Consider the following 24,377-nt stretch of genomic DNA (forward strand, 5'->3'; position numbering starts at 1 on the left):
TCAAGCGGATGTCTTCGATAGGCAATAGTCCTACCTTCGTGCGGTATGTGCATAACCATTGCTTATAACACGTTTGCCAAACTTCATTTGACGGCATGCAAAGCGATCAGCCTCATGCACCAAAGCATGGGGAATTTCACGATGAACAAGACAACCATGGCCATTCTTGCTGGCCTGCTGGCGACGCCGGCTCTTGCCACCTTTCCGGCTATGGCGGAAACGCTGCAGGTCGCCGTCGGCACGTCGGATATCACGAATATCGATCCACATCGCGCAAACGGCTTCGATTCGATGTTGCTGAGCAACGTCTTTGATGGTCTCGTTCGGTTTCCGCCCGGCAGCGCGGATCCGGCTAAGCTCGAGCCCGACCTCGCCGAGCGCTGGGAAACGGCAGCTGACGGCAAGTCTTGGACCTTCCATCTGCGCAAGGGTGTCAAGTTCCAGGGCGGCTTCGGCGAGGTTTCGGCCGATGACGTGGTATTCTCCCTGAAGCGCGCCTCCGACCCGAAGACCTCCTCCTTCGCAGGCAATTTCTCGGCAATCGCCGATGTTGTGAAGGTCGACGAGATGACCGTGCGCGTCGACCTTAAATATCCCGATGCCGGCCTGCTCGGGCTGCTCTCGAACTTCAATGGCGGACGCATCGTCAGCAAAAAGGCGGCTGAGCAGATGGGGGCCGGCTTCTCGGCCAAGCCGGTCGGCACCGGCCCCTTCGCGATCGCCGAGCATGTGCCGCAGCAATATGTCCGTCTAACCGCTAACAAGGACAGCTTCCGAGGCGCGCCGAAGATCGACGAAATTTTCTGGCGCTTTGTGCTCTCCGATAGCAGCCGCGACCTAGCCTTCCAGTCGGGCCAGATAGACATGATCTACGGCCGGCGCGAGCAGCGCTGGGTAACGCAGGTCAAGGCACGCCCCGATGCCGTGGTCGACGTCTTCGGCCTTGGCGAGTTTCGCACGCTGCATATCAACCGCAGTATTAAGCCGCTTGACGACATCCGGGTTCGGCAAGCGATCGCAGCGGCCATCGACGTCGATCAGATCGTCCGTTTCGTCGGTCCCGACGTTGCCAAGAAGGGCTGCTCGGTCGTGCCGCCGGGCTATCGCGGCGAGGACTGCTCCTGGACAGTCAAGGCCGACGTCAATCGCGCCAAAGCGCTGCTCAAGGAGGCCGGCCATCCCGACGGCATCACGCTGACTGTCGTGGTCTCGAACATCTCCTCGCAGCTGCCGATCATGGAAGTGATTCAGAACCAACTGGGCAAGGCCGGTATCAAGCTGGACATGAAGGTGGTCGACCATCCGACCTACCAGCAACAGATCCGCCAGAACGCCAGCGCGCTGGTGTTCTACGGCGCAGCGCGCTTCCCGGTCGCCGACACCTATCTAACCGAGTTCTACCACTCGGCTGCGACGGTGGGTAAGCCGACCGCGATCACCAACTTCTCGCATTGCGCCATTGCTGACGTCGAGATCGAGCAGGCGCGCAAGGAGACAGATGCGGACAAGCAAATGGCGGCATGGAAAGTGGCGCAAGCGAAGATCAACAGCGATGTCTGCGCCGTGCCGCTGTTCGAGCTGCAGCAGGTCTGGGCACGAAGCAAGAAGGTCGATTACGGCTATGAGCTGAAGGGCGCGATCAACATCGCCCCGCAGATCACCGAGAAGACGACTGTCACGCGCTGAGCACGCGCCGATCAGGTTAATCAGTCTGATCGGGACTGGCTCTGAGCGCCTCCCGCATCAGTTCGCCGCCGCAGCGGCGGGCGTGCTCTATGAAGAGATCCAAAAGGCCCGCATTGCGGGCCTTTTGTGCTTTGACCAGTAAGAAATGATTGTCGATCGCGGGCTCGAAGCGGCGGATCGCAACACGCGCCTGCACCGGCCCAGCCATCAGGGGGTGGACAAGCGACAGGCCCAGGCCATGGGCGACGAACTCGCATAGCGTCGGTGCCGTCGTGACCTCGAGCACAAGGCGGGGCTGCGATCCGTAACTCGCCATGACTTCGTCAACCACGCGGCGGATCTCGACGCCTTCGTCAAAGCCGACGAAGGGCTCATCGTGGAGATCGGACGGCGTTATCACGGACTTCCGTGCCAATGGGTGATCAAGCGGCATGATGCAGACCAGTGGATGAGACAGGAACTGCTCGGTCTCGAGATAGGCATGCTCGACCCTGGCATTCAGGATGCCGACATCGACCTGGCGAGTGGCTAGCCAGTCGGTGAGGCCCGGCGAGCCGCGCACGATTAGCGAGACGAAGACATGTGGCTCGCTTTCGAGAAAGCGCATCGTCACCTGTTGGATGAAATGGCCGGATAGGGCGGGTAGCACACCGATCACAAGCCGGCCCTTCTCTTCTCGGCGAACGGTCTCGACTGCTCGTTCGAGCTGGTGCAGGCCGGAGAACACGCGATCCACTTCCTCGTAGAGCCGGACGCCCTGGATTGTCGGCACTAGCTTGCCCTTGACCCTGTCGAAGAGGCGCAGGCCTGTATCGTATTCGAGATTGGATACGAGTTTGCTGACCGCTGGCTGGGTCACGTTCAAAGCGAGCGCGGCAGCGCTGACGGTGCCGTTCTCGATCACCGCCCGGAAGGCCTCGACCTGCCGTAGATTGATGCTTCTAGGCATAACTCTCTGGAATACACCGGGCCAAAAACGTTGTTGGACGTTTTAGCATTGGCTGCAGATATTCACCAGAAGGAGGTCGCACTGGCGCGACTTTAAGAATCGACATGCAATACGCACTGAAACGCATACTACTCGGCCTGCCGACGCTGCTTGCCATGTTCACGGCCATCTTCGTGATCATCCGGGTTGTGCCGGGTGATGCGGCCGCCGTCATTCTCGGCGACCAGGCGAGCACCGCCGCACTCGACGCGCTGCGCCTTGAGCTCGGGCTGAACCGCCCGCTCTCCGAGCAGTATCTAGGGTTCCTCGGCGGTCTCCTGCAGGGCGACCTCGGCACCTCGCTCGTCACTAAGCGCCCGGTGCTCGACGAGGCCTTGCGCGTCCTGCCGAACACATTGGAGCTGGCGGCCGCATCAATCTTTGTCGGTCTCGCGCTCGGCCTACCCTTCGGTATTTATGCGGCCGTTCATCGAAATGCCTGGCCGGATTATGTCGGCCGGCTGTTCTCACTCGTCGGGCTCTCGCTGCCGGCCTTCGTCTCCGGCATCCTGCTGCTTCTCGCCTTCGCGATCCAGTTGCGCTGGTTCCCGGTGATCGGGACGAGCCAGAACGCCGGGCCCTGGGATCGATTTTTGGGCGTTGCCCTGCCGGCGCTCAATCTCGGCATCATTATGAGCGCCTATGTCGCCCGGGTGACCCGCTCCTCGATGCTGGCGACACTCGGCGAGGACTACGTCAGAACTGCCCGCGCGAAGGGCGTCGGGCCAACTACCGTCGCGCTACGCCATGTCCTGTCGAACTCGCTGCTGCCGATCATCACGGTCGTCGGGCTGTATTTCGGCACGTTGATCGGCAACGCTGTGCTGACGGAGATCGTCTTCAACCGGCCCGGTCTCGGGCGGCTCATCCTGAGCGCATTGAACACCCGCGACTACACGCTGCTGCAGGGGCTGATGATCATCTTCGCCTCCTTCGTGGTGCTCGCCAACGTGCTGACCGACCTGGCCTATGCCGCCGTCGATCCGCGGATCAGGACGGCCTGACCATGAACGCAACCCTCACAACCTTGCGCGACTCCTCGCGCTTCATCTCGCGCGGAGGGGCCTTCGCCTGGGCCGGACTAGCCTTGCTGACGGCGATTGTCCTGACCGCAATCCTGGCTCCCCTGATCGCGCCCTATGACCCGCTCGCGCAGGATGTCGTCAACCGTTTGATGCCGCCATCATCCGAGTTCTGGCTCGGCACGGACTCCTACGGACGGGACGTTCTCTCCCGCATCATCTATGGCGCGCGGGTTTCGCTCTTCGTCGGCCTCGTCTCGATCCTGATCGCGATGACGCTTGGCACGACGCTCGGTGTGATCTCCGGCTATGTCGGCGGCCGCTTCGACGCCTTCGTCATGGCCCTCGTCGACCTGATGCTGTCTTTCCCGAGCCTTCTCCTCGGCATGCTCGTTGCGGCCGTGCTGGGCGCGAGCCTCGAGAACCTGATCGTCGCAATTGCGATCACCGAGATCGCGCCCTTCGTGCGGCTGGCTCGGGCGCCGACACTCGTGCTCAAGGAGGCGGAATTCGTCCAGGCGGCCCGCTCGATGGGCTGCACTCACCAGCGGATCATGCGCGTCCACATCCTGCCGAACTTGATCGCCGATATACTGGTGATGGGTTCGTTGTGGATGGCGACGGCGATCCGCACGGAAGCCTCGCTCAGCTTTATCGGCCTCGGCGTCAAACCGCCGACGGCGACCTGGGGCGGCATGATCCGCGAAGGCTTTGAGAACATCCTCGAGGCGTGGTGGCTGGCCGTCTTTCCGAGCGTCTTCGTCTTCCTGACCGTGCTCGCTCTCAACCTTCTCGGCGACGGTTTGCGCGACGCGACCGACCCAAAGCTGCGGCAGCGCGACTGACGCCATCTCTATCGTAGAAACGACCACCCGGAGTCTTGTCATGAGCGAAGCCAATTTCATCTATCTCAGCCAGGAAGACGCCGTGCGCTGCGGCGCGGGCGACGTCGCCGCCACCGTCGCTGATACCGAGCGCACCACGCTGCTCGCATATCAGGGCAAGGCAATCGAGGCGCCGACTGCCACGCTATTCTGGGGCGTGCCAGCCGAGAAGCTTAAGAATTTTGTCGGCTATCCCAGCAAGAAGCGCGCGAATATCCATGCTGGCTATCTCGACGACGACGGCGTGATGAAGGTCGCGCTGAAGAACATCCCGAGCAACCCGGACAACCCGATCAACGGCAAGGGACCCCGCGCCTCGGGCCTGGTCACGATCCTCGATCCCGAGACCGGCTATCCAATAGCCCTAATGGACGCAATGGTGATCAGCTGCATGCGCACGGGCGCGCTCGGTGCAATTGGCGTTAAGCATCTGCGCCGCCCGGGGGCGCGCAGCGTGGGCCTGATTGGCGTTGGTCCGATCAACCAAGCCGCAATCGCTTGCACTGCCGAGGTGATGCCGGAGCTTGAGGTCGCCTATGTTTATGATCTCAACAGCGATCGCGCCAAGGCCTTTGCCACCGAGTTTTCGCGGAAGCTGAACATCGATGTCCGCGCGGTTGATTCTGCCCGCGCGGCAGTCGCCGATGCCGACGTGGTCATCCCCGCGACCAACGTCCAGACGATCGACGATGCCTATATCGAGCCGGACTGGATGAAGAAGGGTAGCCTGCTGGTCGACCTCTCAATCTGGGACGCGACCTTCGAGACGCTCGCTCGCGCCGACGGCTATGTCATGAACTCGGCGATCAGCATGGAGCGCAAGACGATGACGCCGAGCGTCATGGTCGATCGCGGCCTGGCCAAGGAAGAGGAGATCATAGATCTCGGCAAGGTCATCGCCGGCGAGACCGGCGGACGCCGTGACGACGACGACGTGATCGTCTACTTCGCCCGTGGCATGGCTATTTACGACGTGATGTGCAGCTACCGCGTCTACGAGAACGCGCTGAAGAACGGCGTCGGAGAGAAGCTGAGCCTGTGGCAGAGCGCATTCTGGAGCTGAGAGCCCAGCGTTAAAAAGCGGTCGGAGACAAGAACATTTTCGGTCTTGTTCTCGACCGCACTTTTACAAAAGCCCTTCGTGCGCGAAGCGCGACACATGGTTGTGGCGCGGTCGTGCCGAACTGAATTGCGATCGCGTTTCACACGCCGGCTTGCAGTGCAAGTTACTGACAATATTGGAATATTTAGGCAGCACCCTCGGCAAAAATCCAGCTTCGGAGGGCAACGCTCTATCCAGCTGAGCTACGGGCGCAATCCGTGGGAGGTGGATAGCTGATTGCCGGACGCTCGGCAACAAGCGTTTGGATGAAGATGCGCGGGCCCGGCAGGCAAGGCTTCGGAAGCACGAACATCGTCCAGCCCATCACGCGTCTGGCGCTCGGCGCGTTGCTGTCGGAGGTTTTGGCCGTGCGCCCAAAGATTGGGCAGGCCCTGATCAGACTAAAGACTCATCTATTCAGCCGAGACACATGATATCATTAGTTGCAGGCGCAACTGATTGGTCTACCTCTTTGCGGTGAGGCTACGGGGTATCTGCCTTGGACGGGTATGCTGTCGGCATTCTGCCTGGACGGCCAAGAAGACGTGATAATCCGAGCAAATCGGGACATCGAACCGCAACACAGGGACGGAAAAACGATGACGATCAAGACATGGCTCGCCGCCGCGGCCTTCAGTGCGGCCTTTATCGGCGCGGCCCACGCTCAGCAAACAATCAAGATCGGCGTCAGCGGGCCCTATACGGGCGGTTCCGCTGCGATGGGCGTCAGCATGCGCGACGGCGTCAAGCTCGCGACGCAAGAGATCAACAAGGCAGGCGGCGTGCTCGGCAAGCCGATCCAGTTGATCGAGCGCGACGACGAGGCAAAGAACGAACTGGGCGTCCAGATCGCGCAGGAACTGATCAACAAGGAACAGGTGGTCGCGACCGTCGGCTTCATCAACACAGGCGTCTCGCTCGCGGCCCAGCGCTTCTATCAGGAAGCCGAGATCCCCGTGATGAACAACGTCTCGACCGGCACCTTGGTGACGCAGCAGTTCAAGCCGCCGGAGAACAAGGCGAACTACATCTTCCGCAACTCCGCCAACGACACCATCCAGAGCGCGATGGTCGCCGAAGCCGTGAAGAAAGCCGGCTATACCAAGGTCGCGATCATCGCGGACTCGACCAACTACGGCCAGCTCGGCCGCGCCGACCTTGAAAAGGCTCTCGCCGAACGCGGATTGAAGCCCGTTGCGACCGAGAAATTCAACATCGGCGACACCGACATGACGGCCCAGGCGCTGCGCGCCAAGGATGCCGGCGCCGACGTGGTGCTGACCTATGCGATCGGCCCCGAGCTGGCGCAGACCGTCAACGCCGTCGTCAAACTCGGCTGGAAAGTGCCTGTGATGGGCTCCTGGACCCTGTCGATGGCGAGCTTCATCGATGCCGCCGGCGCCAATGGCGAAGGCGTGATGATGCCCCAGACCTTCATCCAGCTGCCCTCCACGCCCAAGCGCAAGAGCTTCATCGAGGCCTATCAGGCGGCCTACAAGGTCGATCGCATCCCCTCGCCGGTCTCGGCCGCGCAGGGCTATGATTCGATGTATCTACTGGCTGCGGCGATCAACCAGGCCAAGTCGACCGATGGGCGCAAGGTCCGCGAAGCCCTGGAAAACCTGACGACCAAGGTCGAGGGCGTCGTCACCACCTATGACAAGCCCTTCAGCGCCACGGACCATGAGGCGATCACCGCCAACATCCCGGTGCTCGGCATCGTCAAGGGCGGTCGCGTGATACCGGCCAACCCTGCCGATCTCGAAGGCGACGGGGCGCTGCGCGTCAAGCCGAAGGTCTGAGGCGCTGTCGCTGCGATCGCATCAGAACGAACCCTCCCCGCCTCGCGGGGAGGGCCTTTTTCAAACAGCCTTCGAGCCCAGTCCGAGCCCTCATCCTGAGGAGCCGTTCCGATCGGAACGGCGTCTCGAAGGAGGCTCCAGCATACACTGGAACCATCCTTCGAGACGCCGCTGCGCGGCTCCTCAGGATGAGGGCTGAGTTTTCCAAACCAGACCTCCAGCCCGCGGTCGGGACCTCATGCAGAACTTCTTCCAGATTCTCGTCTCCGGCATCTCGGTCGGGATGATCTATGGCGTCATCGCCTTCGGCTACCAGCTGACCTTCGCGACCTCGAAAACGCTGAATTTCGGCCAGGGCGAGGCCCTGACGCTGGGCGCGCTCGTCGGTTTGACCTGCGTGAACTTCCTGATCGGGCTGCATCTGGGCAATCTCGCCGCCTATCTCATCGCGCTGCCCTTCGTCTTCGCCTTCGGGCTGTTGCAGGGCGCCGTCGTCGAGCGGTTGGGCGTGCGCCAGGCGATGAAGACCAAATCCGAGGCCGGATGGATCATGGCCACCATCGCTCTGGGCATCATCTTCAAGAACATGGCCGAGAACATCTGGGGCAAGGACCCGCTGAAGTTCCCCTCGCCTCTCAGCGAGAATCCGCTGACGATCGCCGGTGTGAATGTGCGCCCCATGGAGATCGCGATCGTGCTCGGTGCGCTCGCGATGATGCTGGCGGTCGAGACCTTCAACCGCCGCTCGATCTACGGCAAGGCGGTGGTCGCGACCTCGAACGACCGTGACGCGGCCGGGTTGATGGGCATCAACACGCCGCTGGTCATCACCTTCTCCTACGCGCTGTCCTCGCTCGCGGCGGCGCTGGCGGGCGTTCTGATCGCCCCGATCACGCTGACCGGCGCCAATATGGGCGCTGCCCTCGGCCTCAAGGCTTTCGCGGTCGCAATCATCGGCGGCCTGTCGAGCGGCTTCGGCGTCGTCGCCGGCGGCCTGATCCTCGGCATCACCGAAAGCATGACCGGCTTTTATTTCGACACCGGCTACAAGGACGTGCCCGGTCTCATCCTGCTGCTGCTCGTCCTGTCGCTGAAGCCCGCCGGGCTCTTCGGCAAGACCGCGATCAAGAAGGTCTGACCCGGCCATGAAGACGCTTCTCTTCATCGCCGGTGTCGTGCTGCTGGCTGCGCTGCCCCTGGTGGTGACCTCGTCCTACTACCTGCCGCTGATCACCACGATCGTGATCTATTCGATCCTGGTGCTCGGGCTCGACATCGTCTTCGGCTATACCGGCGAGGTCTCGATCGGCCATGCCGCGCTGTTTGGCGTCGGTGCCTATTCGGCGGGCCTGCTCTCGCTGCATTTCGGACTGGGCTTCTGGTGGGCGCTGCCCGCCGGCATCGTGATCACCGCGCTGTTCGGCGCGCTTCTGGCGCTGCCGGCGCTGAAGGTGACCGGGCCCTATCTTGCCATGGTGACGCTCGCCTTCGGGACGATCGTGATCACGCTCATCAACGAGATGACCGACCTCGGCCCCTGGTTCAATCACCTCAACCTGACCAACGGCCCGCTCGGCATCGAACTGCGCACGCCGCTCTTCATCGACCTGCGCGACTATATCGATCTCTCGCTGAAGCGGCTGCGCGAGGTCGAGTACTACTACATCTCGGCGATCGCCCTGGTGCTGACGGTGGTGGTGATCAACCGCATCATCGCTTCGCGCTATGGCCGGGCTTTCGAGGCCCTGCGCGACTCGCCGATAGCGTCCGACTGCATGGGCGTCAGCGTCTACAAGCACAAGGTTCTGGCCTTCGTCATCAGCGCCGGCTTTGCCGGGCTGGCGGGCGCGCTTTACGCCTATTTCCGGCAGTATATCGCGCCGGAGGCCTTCAACTTCGCCACCTCTATCGAGTTCCTGCTGGCGGTGGCGATGGGCGGGCGCAAATCGCGGATGGGGCCGATCATCGGCTCGGCCATCGTCGTGTTCCTCCCGAATATTCTGGCCGATCTCGAACTCTTCCGGATCACGGCCGGGCTGATCGCGCTCGTAGCCCTCGCCGGCGGGTTCTATGCCTGGCGTCGTGACCCGAGCCAGGCGCGCAGCATCGCCATTCCCGTCGTGCTGTGCCTTGCGATGTTCGTGTTCTCGCTCTTCCTCGAGCATATCGTCGACTACAAGCTGACCATCTACGGGCTGATGATCCTGTTCGTGGTCTATTATCTGCCCGATGGCATCATGGGCTTCGTCCGGCAGGTGCTGACGCAGCTGTCGCTGCGCCGTGGCGGTCGCGCGCTGGTGGCGGGCGAGGCCGGCGACGCCTCGCGGGTCTGGGGGGCGACGGCGACCTCGACGCCTCCCGGCGGCGTCCTGCTCGATGCACAGGCCGTGCTGATGCAGTTCGGCGGGCTGAAGGCCTTGAACGCCGTCGACCTCGCCGTGAAGCCGGGCACGATCCATGGGCTGATCGGGCCTAATGGCTCGGGCAAGAGCACGATGATGAATGTGCTGACGGGCATCTACAAACCGACCGGCGGCGATATCCGCTTCGAGGGCGAGAGCCTTGTCGGACGCAATTCGCCCGAGATCGCAGCCCGCGGCGTTGCCCGCACCTTCCAGAACGTCCAGCTCTTTGGCGAATTGACCTGCCTGGAGAACGTCATGGTCGGCCTGCACCGCACTTATCGCACCGGCTTCTTCGCGGTCGCGCTGGGCCTGCCGGCCGCGCGTCGCGAGGAGCTGGCCGCGCGCGAACGTGCAGCCAGCATCCTGCAATTCGTTGGGCTGGAAGCGATGGCCAACGAGGAAGCGCGCAACCTGCCCTATGGCAAGATGCGCCTGCTCGAGATCGGCCGCGCACTCGCGCTCGACCCCAAGCTGCTCCTGCTCGACGAGCCGGCGGCGGGGCTGACCGCGCCCGACATCAAGGAGCTCATCGAGATCATCCGCAAGATCAAGGATCACGGCATCACCGTGGTCCTGATCGAGCATCACATGGATGTGGTGATGAGCATCTCCGACACCGTGACGGTGCTCGATTTCGGCCAGAAGATCGCCGAGGGCGTGCCCGCAAAAGTCCAGGCCGACCCGCGCGTCATCGAGGCCTATCTCGGCGGCAGCGCCGCGACAGCTCACTGAGGGACCCCAGATGCTCCAGGTCCACAATCTCGTCGCCGGCTACGGCAAGGTGCAGGTGCTGCACCAGCTCTCGATCTCCGTGCCCAAGGGCCAGTTGGTCACGCTGATCGGCTCCAACGGCGCCGGCAAGTCCACGACGCTGCGAGCGATCTCGGGCATGATCAAGCCGGATTCCGGCGAGATCCTGCTGGCGGGCCGGAATATAGCCGGCCTCCCCTCGCATGAGATCACCAAGCTCGGCATGGCGCATTCGCCCGAAGGACGACGCGTGTTTCCCGCGCTCAGCGTCGACGACAATCTCGAACTCGGGGCCTTCCCGCGCCTGACCGGCGCGCGGCCCAAGGGCGATGTCGAGCAGGACCGGCAGCGCATGTTCGAGCTCTTCCCACGGCTCAGGGAGCGTCGGAGCCAATTAGCCGGCACACTTTCTGGCGGCGAGCAGCAGATGTTGGCGATGGCGCGCGCGCTGATGCTGGCGCCGGAGGTGCTGCTGCTCGACGAGCCCTCGATGGGTCTCGCGCCGCGCCTCGTCGAGGAGGTTTTTGCCACGATCGCGCGGCTGAAGGCGGCGAAGATCACCATGCTGCTGGTGGAGCAGTTCGCGGCTGCCGCGCTCGAAGTCGCCGATTACGGCTATGTGCTGGAAAATGGCCGCCTGGCCAGCTCCGGCGACGCCACGAAGCTGAAGAACGACCCGGCCGTGCGGGCCGCCTATCTCGGCGCGAGCCACTGAGCTGCGCGCCTTTCGGGAACCGGTTGATAGGGGCGGCCCCGGCATTCTTGCCGGTGGCCGCCACGCGTATCCGTTTAGGCTAACCGGCGGCTACGGGCAGGCAAAGCCGCCACGCGCATCGGGGAGGCAGCGCGAGCCATTGGGCAGGTTCAATGCGCCGGACCTGTCGCGGCGAACATAGTCTCCGTTGGGCAACGTGAAGCCGCCCTGCCCGTCGACTGCGACGCGCGATCCATCCGGCAGGATCAGACCGCCGGCGCCGTCATTGGCGATGCGCTTGACCGAACCCGCGGGAGGCGGCTCGGAGTTCACGAGGGCGCGCGGACGCGAACTATCGACGCAAGCTGAGGCAAGGCATGCCAGGGCGACGACAGCTGCAGCTGACAGCACGCGATTCATGAGCGCACCGCTTCAAAACGATGGCAGTCGAAACCATACTCCGCCGCCCTTGTGACAAGCTGCATCGACACCTCCTGTTTCATCCCGGCCCGCAGCACGCATGCAGCGTCCTGACCGACCGTCGTCATAGTCTTTGTGTTCATTGTGCGATCTCCGTGACCGTCAGTGAACGCGCGATAGACCCTTCTGTTTCCAGACTGGGCAATGAATGACGATCAGGCAAGGCCTCCCCACACAGAGCACCCTGTTTCGAATGCCTATCGACATGCCGCCAATTTGGCCCGACATCGCGTCATTGCACGATACGCACATCCTCGGGCGCCCAGCGGCATGTGACGTCACTGCCCGGGGGCAGGAGTGCGCCACGAGGCGCTGCGACCTTCAGGATCGAGCCGTCGCGGAGGCGGATTTCATAACGGGCGGTCGACCCCAGGAAGGCAGCCATCTGGATCGTGCCGGGGAAACCGGCGCCATCGTTCGACGTGCCCTGCGCCACCACGATCGATTCCGGCCGCAGAGTGATCTTGACCGCACTGCCGGGTGCCTGGCCGGCGCCGATACCTTCAAGGGCGCCGAAACCGGTCTCGGCACGTGCAAAGGTACCGGTCGCATCGATCATCCGGCCGTCGAGGATATTGTTGATCCCGACGAAATCCGCGACGAAGAGCGAGGCCGGCGCGTTGTAGATCTCCGTGGGCGTACCGACCTGCTCCAGGCGGCCACGGCTCATCACCACGATCCGGTCGGAGACCGCCATCGCCTCGTCCTGGTCATGCGTGACGAAAACGGTGGTGATGCCGAGCTGCTTTTGCAGGTCGCGCAGCTCGAAACGGATGCGCTCGCGCAGCTTCGCGTCGAGATTGGACAGGGGTTCGTCGAGCAGCAGGACGGAGGGGCGGATGGCGATGGCGCGTGCGATTGCGACGCGCTGCTGCTGGCCGCCCGACATCTGCCGGGGATAGCGGCCGGCGAATTCGCTCAGGCCCACGATCTCAAGGACTTCGCCGACGCGCTTCTGCAGCTCGGCCTTGGGCGTCTTGCGCAGCTTCAGCCCGTAGCCGACATTCGCCGCAACCGTCATGTGCGGGAACAGCGCATAGGACTGGAAGACGAAGCCGCAATCGCGCCGGTTCGGCGGCAGGCTGGTGACATCCTTGCCGGCGATGACGATCCGGCCCTGATCGGGCTCGGCGAAACCGCCGAGCATGCGCAGAAGCGTGGTCTTGCCGCAGCCCGAAGGGCCGAGAAAAGTCATGAACTCGCCCGGCTGGACGGAGATCGAGATGTCGTCGAGCACGGTGTTCGCGCCATAGGTCTTCGTCACGCGATCGACGAGAAGATCGGCTGCATTCACCACCAGCGTGCCCTCCGCACTAGAACTTCCAGAATGACGATGACGCCGACCGCAAACAGGTTGGTCGCCATGGCCACGGCCGCGCCAAGCCGCGTCGAACCGCTCTCGAATGCATGGTAGATCGCTATCGGCATGGTGCTGATCTCGGGTGTCGTGAGCAGGAGCGTGATTTCGAAATCCGAGATCGAACGCGCGAAGACGAGGGCCATGCCGGTGATGATCGACGGCACGATATTGGGCAGGACCACGGTCATGAAGGCACCGAGCGGACCGGCGCCGAGGCTGCGAGCAGCCTCCTCGGCCGAGCGATCGATCTGCTCCAGCGCCGAAATCAGCGGCCGGATCATGAAGGGGATCGACACGACGGTGTGTCCCAGGATGATCGCCGTCCAGGCGCCGAGCGGGGCGAGCGGCCCCAGCTTGAACAGCGACATCAGGCCGAAGGCGAGCACGATCGGCGGGAACACCATCGGCAGGTTGACGAGTTCCGAGACGATGCCACGACCGGCGAACTTGAAACGCACCAGCGCATAGGCGACGGGAAGCCCGATCAGCAGGCACAGGATGACGGCGGGCACCGCGATGAACAGGCTGTCGCGGATCGAACGCAGGATGCGCCCGCCCCATTGCGTATACATCTCGAAGCTCAGGCCCGAAGGCAGGATGCCATAGGCAAGGTCGAAGCGCTCCGAGACCGACAGCGAGAGCAGCGTGATCGGCGGGATGACGATGAACAGCACGAGGCCGAGCGTCGTCAGCGGGAAGATCCACCTGAACGGCGGCAGGACGGAGGAAATCGCCGAGGGTGTCCGGGGGCCGCGCCGCATCAGAGAGCCTCGACCGAGAGCGTGCCGCGGAACAGGCGACGAACCACGAGCACATAGAGGAAGCGGCCGAGCAGCGTGATCACGGCCAGGACCACCGCGAATGCGCAGATCTGCGCCATCGTGCCGGAGATGCCGAGCGACTGGATGCGGTTGAAGATTTCGAGCGGGAGCACGACGACGCCCTTGCTGCCGCCGCCGAGGATCAACGCCGCGACATAGGCGACCATCGTGCGGATGAAGACGAAGATCCAGATCGCGGCGACGCCGGGCAGAACAAGCGGCAACACGATGTTGAAGAACGTCTCGCGCTCGGTGGCGCCGAGGCTGGACGAGGCATCCTCAAGCGCGACATCGACCATCTCGAACAGCGAGGCGGTCATGCGCACCGAGATCGTGGCGAAGAGCGCGAGATCGCCGATGACGACGGCTGCGAAGGTGCCGGTCAATTCGAGCGGCTCGTTGATCCATTCCAGCGTCTGGAACAGCAAATGGTTGATCGGCCCGGTCGAGCTGATGAACCAGAGGATGCCGAAGATGATCGTGATCGCCGGGGCCAGCGAGGGATAGGTCACGATCGCCGACAGGGCCGGCGCGATGCGGGGGCGGCGCGCCATGTAATAGCCGACGGCGATGCCGACCACGGCCAGGATCGTCGCGACGACGACCGAGATCGCCAGCGTCCTGACAATGACCTCGCGGTTATGCGGGTCGTTGAGGACGAGTGCGTAGTTCGAGAGCGTCGGCACGATGCTCGACAGCGTCTCCTGCCCCGAGAGATAGGGCAGGCCGAACGCCGTCGAGGACGAGACGCTTTTCAGCAGGATCGCCGCGAAAGGCACGAGCAGGAGGATCAGCAGCAAGGCGATGAACGGCGCGACCAGAAGCCACGCCGTCACCGTCTCCCGCCTTTGCGCGGAGAAGGCCTTCATTGGATTTCCGTCACCCGCGCCGCTTCAGGACTTCGCTTTCCCAGGTCGCGACATAGCGGTCCATCTTGCCCGCCCAATCGACCCAATCGACGGGAATCGTGTGGTTCTGGACGTCTTCCCAGGTCTTCAGGCCGACGCGCTCGGCATTGTTCAGCGCCATGATCTTGTTGGGGAGTTCATGGGGGAAGTTCTTGGGATTGTTGCTGGGGTTGAGGCCGATATCCATCATCACCTTGGCGTATTTGGCGGTGCTGGTCAGGTCCAGTACCTTCATTGCCGCAGTGCGGCTCGGCGCTGTCTTCAGGAGGCCGACAGAGACCGGCAGCACGCCCAGCGCCTTCTGCGGCGTCACGATCGGCAGGCCCGAGACCGAGGCCTTGTCGACCTCGACGCTGATATAGACGTTCGGCAGGTTGAGGAAGGTGATCCACGCATCGCCGCGCTGCAGGCCGAGGCGGTTGTCGATCCAGCGCGCATTATAGGTCTTCACATTCGCGTCGACCTTGCGGCAGTAGTCGATCCAGCCGTTCTCGCCATAGAGTTCGACGACGATCGGGATCCAGACTGGGAAGCCGCGCGGATCGGACCAGCTCAGGCGGTTCTTCCAGCGCGGATCGGTGAAGATGTCCCAGGTCGGCTTTTCCGGCAGGCTGCTTGCCTTGACGAAGTTGGTGTTGAAGCCGACGACGCCCCAATTGGTGCGGAAGACCTCGAGCGTGTATTCGCCGCGCGCGAACGGGTAGAGCTCCTGCGTGCCGGGCATGTCGGCATAGGGCATCTTCTCGAGCAGGCCGTCGAGAACGAGGCGCTCGGGGAACGGGGCGTCGCCATAGAACAGGTCGGTCGAGTAGGTCTTGCTCTCGACCTCGGTCTTGATCTTGGCGAAGGCGGGGGCGTAGCCCAGCGGGTCGTAGCGAACCTCGACCGCGCCTTGCGTGTCGGCCGCGATCATCTTCGACCACTCTTCCCAGAGCTTCAGATGCAGGCCGGGTACGCCGAGAATGTTGACGACCTGGGTCGCGGCAAAGGCAGGGCGGATGACGAAGGGAGCGGCGATCGCAGCGCCGGCACCGACTTTAAGAGCCGTGCGCCGCGAGAGCGGCGTGTTCAGGGTTTCAGACATGGGTGTTCCTCCGGGGGAGACATGTGAAGGGTCTGGTCGGAATCGGCCCTTTCGGCGCGTCCCGGCTTCTTGGTCTTGGCAAAAGGCGAAGCGTGGTGTCAGGCGGCCGGGTTACGACACTCCCTTGCGCTTGAGCTGCTGGCGGGCCGCATCGGCCACGGCCTTCGCCGTAATGCCGAATAGCTCGTAGAGTTCTTCGGCCGGGCCGCTGGCGCCAAAACTGTTCATGCCGATGAAATCGCCGTCGATACCGATCAGACCGTCCCAGCTCTGACGGACGGCGGCCTCGACTGCGACGCGAACCGGCGCGGTGCCGAGGATCGCGGCACGGTAGCTGGCAGGCTGTTCGGCGAACAGCTCGAAACTCGGCACCGAGACGACACGGGTCGCGATGCCCTCGCTCTCCAGTTGGTCCCGGGCGGCCAACGCCAGCTGAACTTCGGAGCCGGAGGAGAACAGCGAGACCTGCGCCTCGCCATTGGCGGCGGCGATCTCGTAGGCGCCCAGCGCCGAGCGGTTCTGCGTCTCGGCATCCTGGCGCAATTGCGGTACGGGCTGGCGGGTGAGAGCGAGAATCGTCGGCCGCTTGCGGTTCTGCAGCGCGATTTCCCAGGCTTCCGCCGTTTCAATGCCATCAGCCGGGCGCAGCACAAGCAGGTTCGGCATGGCGCGCAAGGCGGCGAGATGCTCGACCGGCTGATGCGTCGAACCGTCTTCGCCAAGCCCGATCGAGTCATGTGTCATGACGTGGATCGTGCCGAGCCCCATCAGCGCCGAGAGACGCAAGGCAGGACGGAAATAGTCGGAGAAGGCGAGGAAGGTCGCGCCTACGGGGATGAAGCCCTCGATCGCCAGCCCGTTCATCGCCGCGACCATCGCATGCTCGCGGATGCCCCAATGGACGAAATGTCCGCTGAAATCCTCCGGCGTGATCGCGCGCAGGCTCGCCTTGTTCAGTGTTGCGGAGGTGAGATCTGCAGAACCTGAGATCAGTTCCGGCAGGAGCCGGCTAAGCTGGTCGAAGACCTGTTCGGAGGCCTTGCGCGTGGGGATCTGCGCGGCGCTCTCGACGAAACCGCGCTTGGCGGCGAGCACGGCCTCGGAGAGGCCGGCCGGCAGGGATTTCGTCAGGCAGCGCTCGAACACAACCTTGCGATCAGCCGGCACCTGGGCAAAGCGCTTTATCCAGTCCTGGCGGTCCTGCTTGCCACGCGCGGCGGCCGCCTTCCAGGCAGCGTCGGCGGCGTCGGGAATTTCGAACGGCCCCCAGTTCCAGCCGAGATTGGCGCGCGCACCGGCGACTTCCTTGGTGCCCAGCGGCGAGGAGTGCGCGTCGGGCTTATTGGCCTTGGTCGGCGCACTGAAGCCGATCACCGTGCGGCAGGCGATCAGGGTCGGCCTGTCGCTGGCGCGGGCCTCGTCGATGGCTGCGGAAATCGCTTCGGGGTCATGTCCGTCGATGCGCAGGACATGCCAGCCGGAAGCCCGGAAACGGGCTAGCTGGTCGGTCGATTCCACCATGTCGACGCTGCCGTCGATGCAGATGTTGTTGTCGTCGAACAGCACGGTCAGGCGGCTGAGCTTGAAATGTCCGGCGAGCGCGATCGCCTCCTGGCTGATGCCCTCCATCAGATCGCCGTCGGAGGCGATGACATAGGTGCGGTGGTCGACGATGTCCTTGCCGAAATGAGCAGCGCCAAGCCGCTCAGCCAGCGCAAAACCGATCGCGGTGGCCAGCCCCTGGCCAAGCGGGCCGGTCGTCGTCTCGATACCGCCGGCATGGCCGTATTCGGGATGGCCGGCCGCGCGCGAATGCGTCGTGCGGAAGCGCTTGAGTTCGTCGAGCGGCATGTCCTCGTAGCCGAGCAGATGCAGCGCCGCGTAGAGCAGCATCGAACCGTGGCCAGCCGAAAGGATCAGCCGGTCGCGATCGGGCCAGGCGGGATCGGCGGGATCGAATTTCAGATGCTGCGAGAACAGCACGGCCGCGACGTCGGCCATGCCGAGCGGCATGCCGGGATGGCCGGATTTGGCCTGCTCGATCGCATCCATCGTCAGCGCGCGCAGCGCATTGGCCATCAGCTTGAGCTCAGCCAGATCGAGCGAGGCAGCGGGAATGGCACGCGAAAGAGACGAAACAGGCATGAAATGAAGCTCACGACGGAAGGCGGACCAATCAATGGGCGCTTGCGCCAAACCCTTGATATGAGATGTTTGATATGTGATCACAGATTTTGTGTCAACAAATCGAATCCCGTCTGGATGCGACAAACCGCGTATGGCTAGATGACGCGGATGGGGTGGAATACGAGCCGATGGACGCACTGACAGAAGTCGAGAGGCTGGAGCATCGGACTCTCGGTGAGCGCGCCTATAACCAGCTTGCCGACCTGCTGACCTCCGGCCGCGTTTCGCCCGGGGACAAGCTCACCTTGCGTGCCGTCGCCGACGCATTCGGCGTCTCGATCCAGCCGATCCGGGAGGCGGTGTCGCGGCTCGTCTCGGACGGCGCGCTCGAGGCCACGGCCAATCGCGCGGTTCGGGTTCCGACGATGACGCTCGCGCAGTTTCGCGACCTGACGAAAGTCCGGCTGATGGTCGAGGGACAGGCTGCGGCGGAAGCCGCCCTCACCCGCACGGAGGCCGATCTCGAAGCCATGCGCGTCGCCGAAGCCGGCTTTCGCGAGCAAGGCGAACAGGCCCAGCCCGATGTCGGGCAAGCCGTGCGGTTCAACAAGGAATTTCACTTTGCGGTTTATGGCGCGGCGCACTCGCCTTTGCTCGTCAACATTATCCGCGGCCTCTGGCTGAAGGCCGGTCCGATCATCAATCTCGATTCCCGTGAGAACCCCAACCGCATCGCGACGGGCGGTTTGAAGCGCCATATCGTGATCCTCGAGGCCATCGAGCGCGGGGATGCGGAGGCGGCGCGCGCAGCCTTGGCGGCCGACATCAATGTGACCGCCGACGTCATCCTCGCCCGGAGCACTTTCGCGCGTCCCGAGTGATAGCAACGCTCTCAGCTTATGCTTAACGCCTCTTAAAGCGCCCCGGCGCGGGGCTGCTGCCGCGCGGCCCGCTCGTATCCGGTGAGTTCTCGCGGTTTTCTTCGAGCAGCTTGCGCCAGCGGCTCAGGCGCGCCGGATCGAGCGTGCCGTTGTCGACCGCAGCCTGGACGGCGCAGCCGGGTTCATGCGCATGGGTGCAGTCGCGGAACTTGCATTGAGGGGCAAGCTCGGTGATTTCAGCAAACAGCGTCTCGATGCCGAATGCGGCATCGCCGACCTGCAGCGTCCGCATTCCCGGCGTATCGATCACCCAGCCGCCACCAGCGATGGCATGGAGCGAGCGCGACGTCGTGGTGTGCCGGCCCTTGGAATCGTGTTCGCGGATGTCTCCGGTTTCCTGGGGCAGTTCCTGTGCGGGACCCGCCAGCGTGTTCACCAATGTCGATTTGCCGACGCCGGACGAACCGACCAGCGCCACGGTCTGCCCGGCACCACACCATGGCGCCAGCGCAGTCGCGGCTTCCGGAGAGCGTGGGTTCAGCACGATGACGGGAAGCCCGCGTTGCAGCGCGGCCGCCTGCTCCTGGAACGTCGCCGCATCGTCGACAGCGTCGGCCTTGGTCAGCAGCATCACCGGGACGGCACCCGACTCATTGGCCAGCGCGAGATACCGTTCCAGCCGGCCGATGTTGAAGTCGGCATTGCAGGAGGTCACGATGAACAGCGTGTCGACATTGGCCGCCGCCAGCTGCGGGATCTTGCTGCCTTCGCCGCGACGTTCGAGCACCGTCCTGCGGGCCAGGCGACGCCGCATCAGCTGGGTGTCGGGCTCGGCCAGAACCCAGTCGCCCACGGCAAAGTCTCGCGTGCGGGCATGGACCGGCAGTGTCAGCCCCAGCGGCCCCGTTTCGGATATCGCTGTCAGCCGCGTGCGGTGAATCGTGGCGATACGCGCCCGCACGAGGTCCGCCTCGCGAGGCTCGACCTGATCCTCGAAGAAGTCGGACCAACCCAGGCCGGCAAGCGTCATAGGACCGGCCAGGGCGGGGCGCCCCGTCACAGCGTCGCCCGGTCCTGCGAGGCGCCCTGGCTGAGATGAGCGATGGCGGCAGCCGCCCCGCCGCTGCCATGGGGGACCTGAAGGGCCTGCAAGGCCATCTCGACCGAGCTGATCGCGCCGAGCACCATCGGCGCGTTGACGTGTCCCATATGGGCCAGGCGGAAGGCCTTGCCGGTGAGATCGCCGATGCCGGAGCCGAGCGTCACGCCGCAGACCGCGCGGGTGTATTCGGCGAGGGCGTCGGGCTCGTAGCCCTGCAACAGGACCGGCGTCACCGAGGCCGCGCGTTGCGAGGGCTCGACGATGTTGAACGACAGCGCCTGCCCCTCGGCCCATTTCGAAACCGCCGCGTGGGTGGCGCCGGCCAGAAGCGCGTGCCGGCTCCAGATCGCCTCCAGCCCCTCCTCGAAGATCATGTCGAAAGCAGCGCGCAGGCCGAACATCAGATGCTCCGGCGGCGTCCCGCAATGCTTCATGTAATGCAGAGGGCTGCGGCGGGAGGTCCAGTCCCAATATAGGGTCTTCATCGTCGCCCGTTCGTGGGCGCGATGCGCCTTGTCACTGGCGGCCACGAAAGCGAGTCCCGGCGACGTCATCAGCCCCTTCTGCGAAGCCGACATGGCGACGTCGATGCCCCATGCGTCCATCTCGAAGGGCATGCAGGCAACTGACGCGACACCGTCGACCATGTAGAGCGCAGGGTGCCCGGCGGCGTCGATCGCCTTCCGGATCGCCTGGATGTCGTTGACCACGCCCGAGGCCGTGTCGATCTGGACGACCAGAACCGCCTTGATCTCATGGTCCGGATCGCGCCGCAGCCGGGCCTCGACGGCAGCAGGATCGACCGCCGCGCGCCAGGAACCCGAGAGCACCTCGACATCGGCGCCCATGAAGCCTGCCATCTCGCCCCAGCCCATGGCGAAGCGGCCGCTCGACAGCACGAGAACCTTGTCGCCACGGGAGAGGACGTTGGTCAATGCCGCCTCCCAACCGCCATGGCCGTTGGCGGCATAGATGTAGGTTTGGGCCTCGGTGCGGAACAGGCGCTTCAGATCACCCAGCAGTCCGTCCGTGAGCGCGATCATCGCAGCCGTGTTGAGCTCTTCCGCCGGCCGCATCATCGCCTGGAGCACGCGATCGGGAATATTGGTCGGGCCGGGTGTTGCCAGCAATGCCCGGCCGTTGGCGACACTCATGAAAGGCTCCTGAAGCTTGGCAGTCCGAACGGACGAGCAGCCCGTGGGTCGGGATGGCCCACGGCGAAACCGCAACGCCGACGCTTCTCGACACCGTGAGGCAATGCGCCGCCCGTCCGTAACGCTATCCGGCCTGCCCGTCGCGGCAAACCAAGTCAAGATGGAGTTGCCGCAATTTGCCTGCCGTGACCGTGTCAGGGACGGGCGACGACCGGAACGTAGCTTTCCAGCTCGGCATCCGGGAACATCACCGTGCGGCCGAGTTCGGCCGAGCGATACAGGCCCATCAGCATTTCCATGACGCCGACGCCATCATGGAAGGTCTCGGCCGGCTGGAGACCGCGCCGGAAGGCCTCGACCATGTGGCGGTTTTCGTCGGTGTAGCCGTAGACCCCGGCCTCATCCTCGATCACCGGCATCAGGCCCTGCTCGGCGTTCTGCTTCTCGACGAGGTCCTCGCCCTCCGAGCCGGTGACATGGCGCGAGAGGAAGACCTTGAGCCCGGTCGAGAGCGATGAGAATTCCATCGAATATTCCGGGCCGAGCAATTCGAGCTGAATGCGCAATCCCGCGCCGACATAGGCCCATGAGGTCGTCGCCTCGATCATCAGCTGATGCCCGTCGGCATCCTCCAGCGTCAGGATACCGCGTGCGAAATCCTCGACGGGACGCCTGGCGAAATCGATGCCCATCCGCGCCTTCAGGTCGGCGGCATAGCGCGGACGCGTCCATTTGAGATTGGCGGTCGTCGCGCTGGCGCTGACCAGCTTCAGCGTGTCGCGGGCAGCGCCGGGTGCGGTCAGCATGAAGCGGGCGACCTCGACCGAATGGCACATCATGTCGGACAGCACGCCGCCGCCCTGTCGCTCGCCCTGCCAGAACCAGGGCTCATGCGGGCCGGAATGCTCCTCGGCCGCGCGCGCCAGATAGGGCCGTCCACCCTGGGGCACGGCGCGCCGCCAAATGATGTCCTTGCCGCGCATGACGGCGGTCGAGAAGAGCTGGTTCTCCAGATAGCCATGCAGCAGGCCGGCATCCTCGGCCAGCGCCAGCATCTCCCGCGCTTCGGCCAGCGTCCGCGCCAGCGGCTTTTCGCAGGCGATGGCGCGGATCGGCGCGCCGGCCTTCGTCAGGCGATGGATCTCGCGCATGATGTCGAGGCGGGTGTCGTTGGGCGTCAGCAGCCAGAGCGCATCGACCTCGCCCGACATCGCCATGGCCTCGACGCTGTCAAAAACATGCGCCGGCCCGAGACCGAGGTCGCGCGCCTTCTGGGCCAGCCGGGTGCGGCGCTCATGCGAGCGGCTGTAGACGCCGCAAACCGCGACATTGCGAACGCCGAGCATCGATTGCAGGTGGAACGCCGCGATGAAGCCGCTGCCGATCAGGCCAATGCGAAGCAGCGGAAGTTCGGGAAGCTGTGACATCGGTTGGATCTCCGGCAATGGAAACGAGCGGCGTCGGATCAGGAAAGCGGCGCGATGCGTTGCCTGCCCGGAACGGCGGCAAGCAGCGCGCGGGTATAGGGGTGCTCGGGCGCATTCAGCAGTTCGGCGGTCGGCTTCAATTCGACGATCTCGCCGCGATGCATCACCGCGATCCGGTCGCAGACCTGGGCGGCGACGTTGAGATCATGGGTAATGAACAGCATGGCGAGCCGCAGGCGCGTCTTGAGCTCTTCGAGCAGCGCCAGAACCTGCGCCTGCACGGAGACATCGAGCGCCGAGACGGGTTCATCGGCGACGAGGACATCGGGATCGAGCGCCAAGGCGCGGGCGATGCCGATGCGCTGGCGCTGGCCGCCGGAGAATTCGTGCGGGAAGCGCCGCATCGCGCTCGCATCGAGCCCGACGAGCGAGAGCAGTTCTTCGGCGCGCGCGAATGCCTGCGTCTTGGCGACGCCATGGGCGATCGGCCCGTCGGCGATGATCTGGCCGACCCGACGACGCGGATTGAGCGAGGCGAAAGGGTCCTGGAACACCATCTGGACATGTTTGCGCGCGGCGCGAAGGCCCGCGCCCGCGCTTTGCGTGAAGTCCAGCTCGCCGATGCGGACGACGCCGGAATCGGCCTCGATCAAACGCACCACGAGCCGGCCGATCGTGCTCTTGCCCGAGCCGGATTCCCCGACGAGGCCGAGCGTCTCGCCGCGCCGGATGTCGAAGCTCACATCCTTCACGGCCGCGACCTCGCGTCCGACGCCGAACCAGCCCTTACTGCGATAGATCTTGCCGAGCCCCGTCGCTTCGCAGGCAACGGGTTCGGCCGCGACGGAGGATCGCACGGGCGGAGACAGCGTGGGCACGGCGGCAAGCAGCCGGCGCGTATAGGGATGCTGCGGTCGTTCCAGCACGTCGGCAACCGCGCCCTCCTCGACGACGCGGCCCTTTTCCATCACTGCGACGCGGTCGGCGATATCGGCGACGACGCCGAAATCATGGGTAATGAACATCACCGCCATGCCGCGCCGCTGCTGGATGTCGCGGATCAGGCGCAGGATTTGCGCCTGCGTAGTGACGTCGAGCGCAGTGGTGGGCTCGTCGGCGACGAGGATCGACGGTTCGAGCGCCAGTGCCATCGCGATCATCGCGCGCTGGCGCTGGCCGCCCGAGAGCTGATGCGGGTAGCTGCGAATAATGCGCTCGGGCTCGGGCAGGCCGACCTCTTCGGCCAGCGCGATGGTGCGGGCACGACGTTCGGCGGGTGTGAGGCGGCCATGCGCCTCGAACGCCTCCATGATCTGGTCGCCGATGCGAATGACGGGATTGAGCGCCGTCATCGGCTCCTGGAAGATCATCGCGATGCGCTGGCCGCGCAATTCGCGCCAGTCCGCCGCCGGCAAAGTCAGGAGGTCGCGGCCCTCGAAATGGATCGCGCCGCCGGCGACCGCGATCGCCTTCGGCAGGAGGCCCATGACCGCCGAGGCGCACATCGACTTGCCCGAGCCGGATTCGCCGACAATGCAAAGAATCTGACGCGGATAGAGCGCGAGCGAGACCTGCTCCACCGCGAAGGGCCGGTCCGCGCCTGCAGGCAAGGCAAGCGTCAGCGCCTCTATCGACAGGATCGCGCCGGGCATTGCGGCATTCATGACGCGCGATCCGCCTGCATGGCTGCTTCCATTGTC

General features: G+C 64.3%; 21 protein-coding genes. 9 read left to right on the plus strand and 12 right to left on the minus strand.

Translation table 11 applies throughout. From position 1 onward, the window contains the following. Nucleotides 1-141: 141 nt before the first annotated feature. Nucleotides 142-1,686 (plus strand): ABC transporter substrate-binding protein, encoded by a 1,545-nt coding sequence (locus tag C4S73_RS26095; RefSeq protein WP_200828103.1) that lies wholly within the window; start codon nt 142-144, stop codon nt 1,684-1,686. A gap of 16 nt (nt 1,687-1,702) precedes the next feature. On the opposite strand, the gene C4S73_RS26100 is transcribed toward C4S73_RS26095, so the two are convergent. Beyond that, nucleotides 1,703-2,635: a LysR substrate-binding domain-containing protein gene (locus C4S73_RS26100; RefSeq protein WP_103875516.1), complete on the minus strand. Its 933-nt coding sequence runs from the start codon at nt 2,633-2,635 to the stop codon at nt 1,703-1,705. A 104-nt stretch (nt 2,636-2,739) separates the two neighbouring features. Here C4S73_RS26100 and C4S73_RS26105 point away from each other — a divergent pair, with 104 nt between their 5' ends. From C4S73_RS26105 to C4S73_RS26135, 7 genes are all read left to right on the plus strand, one after another. Then, nucleotides 2,740-3,678 carry an ABC transporter permease gene (locus tag C4S73_RS26105; protein ID WP_103875517.1) on the plus strand — a complete coding sequence of 313 codons (939 nt, stop codon included), beginning with the start codon at nt 2,740-2,742 and terminating at the stop codon, nt 3,676-3,678. A 2-nt stretch (nt 3,679-3,680) separates the two neighbouring features. Continuing rightward, a complete protein-coding gene (locus C4S73_RS26110; protein WP_103875518.1) occupies nt 3,681-4,541 on the plus strand; it encodes an ABC transporter permease in 861 nt (286 codons plus the stop codon). Nucleotides 4,542-4,581: 40 nt separating this feature from the next. Then, nucleotides 4,582-5,643, plus strand: a complete 1,062-nt coding sequence (locus C4S73_RS26115) for a hypothetical protein (RefSeq protein WP_103875519.1) — start codon at nt 4,582-4,584, stop codon at nt 5,641-5,643. 638 nt (nt 5,644-6,281) lie between these two features. Further along, nucleotides 6,282-7,484, plus strand: a complete 1,203-nt coding sequence (locus tag C4S73_RS26120) for an ABC transporter substrate-binding protein (protein WP_103875520.1) — start codon at nt 6,282-6,284, stop codon at nt 7,482-7,484. 238 nt (nt 7,485-7,722) lie between these two features. After that, nucleotides 7,723-8,622 carry a branched-chain amino acid ABC transporter permease gene (locus C4S73_RS26125; protein WP_103875521.1) on the plus strand — a complete coding sequence of 300 codons (900 nt, stop codon included), beginning with the start codon at nt 7,723-7,725 and terminating at the stop codon, nt 8,620-8,622. 7 nt (nt 8,623-8,629) lie between these two features. Further along, nucleotides 8,630-10,621 (plus strand): branched-chain amino acid ABC transporter ATP-binding protein/permease, encoded by a 1,992-nt coding sequence (locus tag C4S73_RS26130; protein WP_103875522.1) that lies wholly within the window; start codon nt 8,630-8,632, stop codon nt 10,619-10,621. A gap of 10 nt (nt 10,622-10,631) precedes the next feature. Then, nucleotides 10,632-11,354 (plus strand): ABC transporter ATP-binding protein, encoded by a 723-nt coding sequence (locus tag C4S73_RS26135; protein ID WP_103875523.1) that lies wholly within the window; start codon nt 10,632-10,634, stop codon nt 11,352-11,354. 90 nt (nt 11,355-11,444) lie between these two features. Here the strand turns inward: C4S73_RS26135 and C4S73_RS26140 are convergent, their stop codons facing one another. The 7 genes from C4S73_RS26140 to tkt form a co-directional block, all read right to left on the minus strand. Continuing rightward, nucleotides 11,445-11,666, minus strand: a complete 222-nt coding sequence (locus tag C4S73_RS26140; RefSeq protein ID WP_146071517.1) for a hypothetical protein — start codon at nt 11,664-11,666, stop codon at nt 11,445-11,447. A gap of 83 nt (nt 11,667-11,749) precedes the next feature. Continuing rightward, nucleotides 11,750-11,896, minus strand: coding sequence for a hypothetical protein (locus tag C4S73_RS28390; protein WP_160115916.1), 147 nt, complete (start codon nt 11,894-11,896; stop codon nt 11,750-11,752). Between the two features lie 149 nt (nt 11,897-12,045). After that, on the minus strand, nt 12,046-13,110 hold the full coding sequence (locus C4S73_RS26145) for an ABC transporter ATP-binding protein (RefSeq protein ID WP_103875525.1): 1,065 nt from the start codon (nt 13,108-13,110) through the stop codon (nt 12,046-12,048). Beyond that, entirely contained in the window at nt 13,104-13,934 is an 831-nt protein-coding gene (locus C4S73_RS26150) for an ABC transporter permease (RefSeq protein ID WP_103875526.1), read from the minus strand. The genes C4S73_RS26145 and C4S73_RS26150 overlap by 7 nt, the downstream gene beginning before the upstream one ends. Beyond that, complete coding sequence (locus C4S73_RS26155) at nt 13,934-14,863, minus strand: ABC transporter permease (RefSeq protein WP_103875527.1); 930 nt, start codon at nt 14,861-14,863, stop codon at nt 13,934-13,936. Before C4S73_RS26155 ends, C4S73_RS26150 begins: the two co-directional genes overlap by 1 nt. Nucleotides 14,864-14,873: 10 nt before the next feature. Then, the gene (locus C4S73_RS26160; RefSeq protein ID WP_103875528.1) at nt 14,874-15,986 is read right to left on the minus strand and encodes an extracellular solute-binding protein; all 1,113 of its coding nucleotides are present in this window, start codon (nt 15,984-15,986) and stop codon (nt 14,874-14,876) included. A gap of 111 nt (nt 15,987-16,097) precedes the next feature. Then, a complete protein-coding gene (gene tkt / locus C4S73_RS26165; protein ID WP_103875529.1) occupies nt 16,098-18,131 on the minus strand; it encodes a transketolase in 2,034 nt (677 codons plus the stop codon). Between the two features lie 170 nt (nt 18,132-18,301). On the opposite strand from tkt, the gene C4S73_RS26170 reads away from it, so the two are divergent. Continuing rightward, entirely contained in the window at nt 18,302-18,994 is a 693-nt protein-coding gene (locus C4S73_RS26170; protein WP_103875530.1) for a GntR family transcriptional regulator, read from the plus strand. A 22-nt stretch (nt 18,995-19,016) separates the two neighbouring features. Here C4S73_RS26170 and rsgA read toward each other — a convergent pair whose 3' ends face one another. The 4 genes from rsgA to C4S73_RS26190 all read right to left on the minus strand — a co-directional run bounded on the left by rsgA (nt 19,017) and on the right by C4S73_RS26190 (nt 24,329). Next, on the minus strand, nt 19,017-20,024 hold the full coding sequence (gene rsgA, locus C4S73_RS26175; protein WP_103875531.1) for a ribosome small subunit-dependent GTPase A: 1,008 nt from the start codon (nt 20,022-20,024) through the stop codon (nt 19,017-19,019). 26 nt (nt 20,025-20,050) lie between these two features. After that, nucleotides 20,051-21,250: a pyridoxal-phosphate-dependent aminotransferase family protein gene (locus C4S73_RS26180; RefSeq protein WP_103875532.1), complete on the minus strand. Its 1,200-nt coding sequence runs from the start codon at nt 21,248-21,250 to the stop codon at nt 20,051-20,053. Nucleotides 21,251-21,444: 194 nt separating this feature from the next. Further along, nucleotides 21,445-22,677, minus strand: coding sequence for a Gfo/Idh/MocA family protein (locus C4S73_RS26185; RefSeq protein WP_103875533.1), 1,233 nt, complete (start codon nt 22,675-22,677; stop codon nt 21,445-21,447). A 38-nt stretch (nt 22,678-22,715) separates the two neighbouring features. Next, nucleotides 22,716-24,329, minus strand: a complete 1,614-nt coding sequence (locus C4S73_RS26190) for an ABC transporter ATP-binding protein (protein ID WP_103875563.1) — start codon at nt 24,327-24,329, stop codon at nt 22,716-22,718. Nucleotides 24,330-24,377 lie beyond the last annotated feature (48 nt).

The sequence above is a fragment of the Allobosea lathyri genome (assembly GCF_900108245.1).
GTDB classification, from domain to species: Bacteria; Pseudomonadota; Alphaproteobacteria; order Rhizobiales; family Beijerinckiaceae; genus Allobosea; species Allobosea lathyri.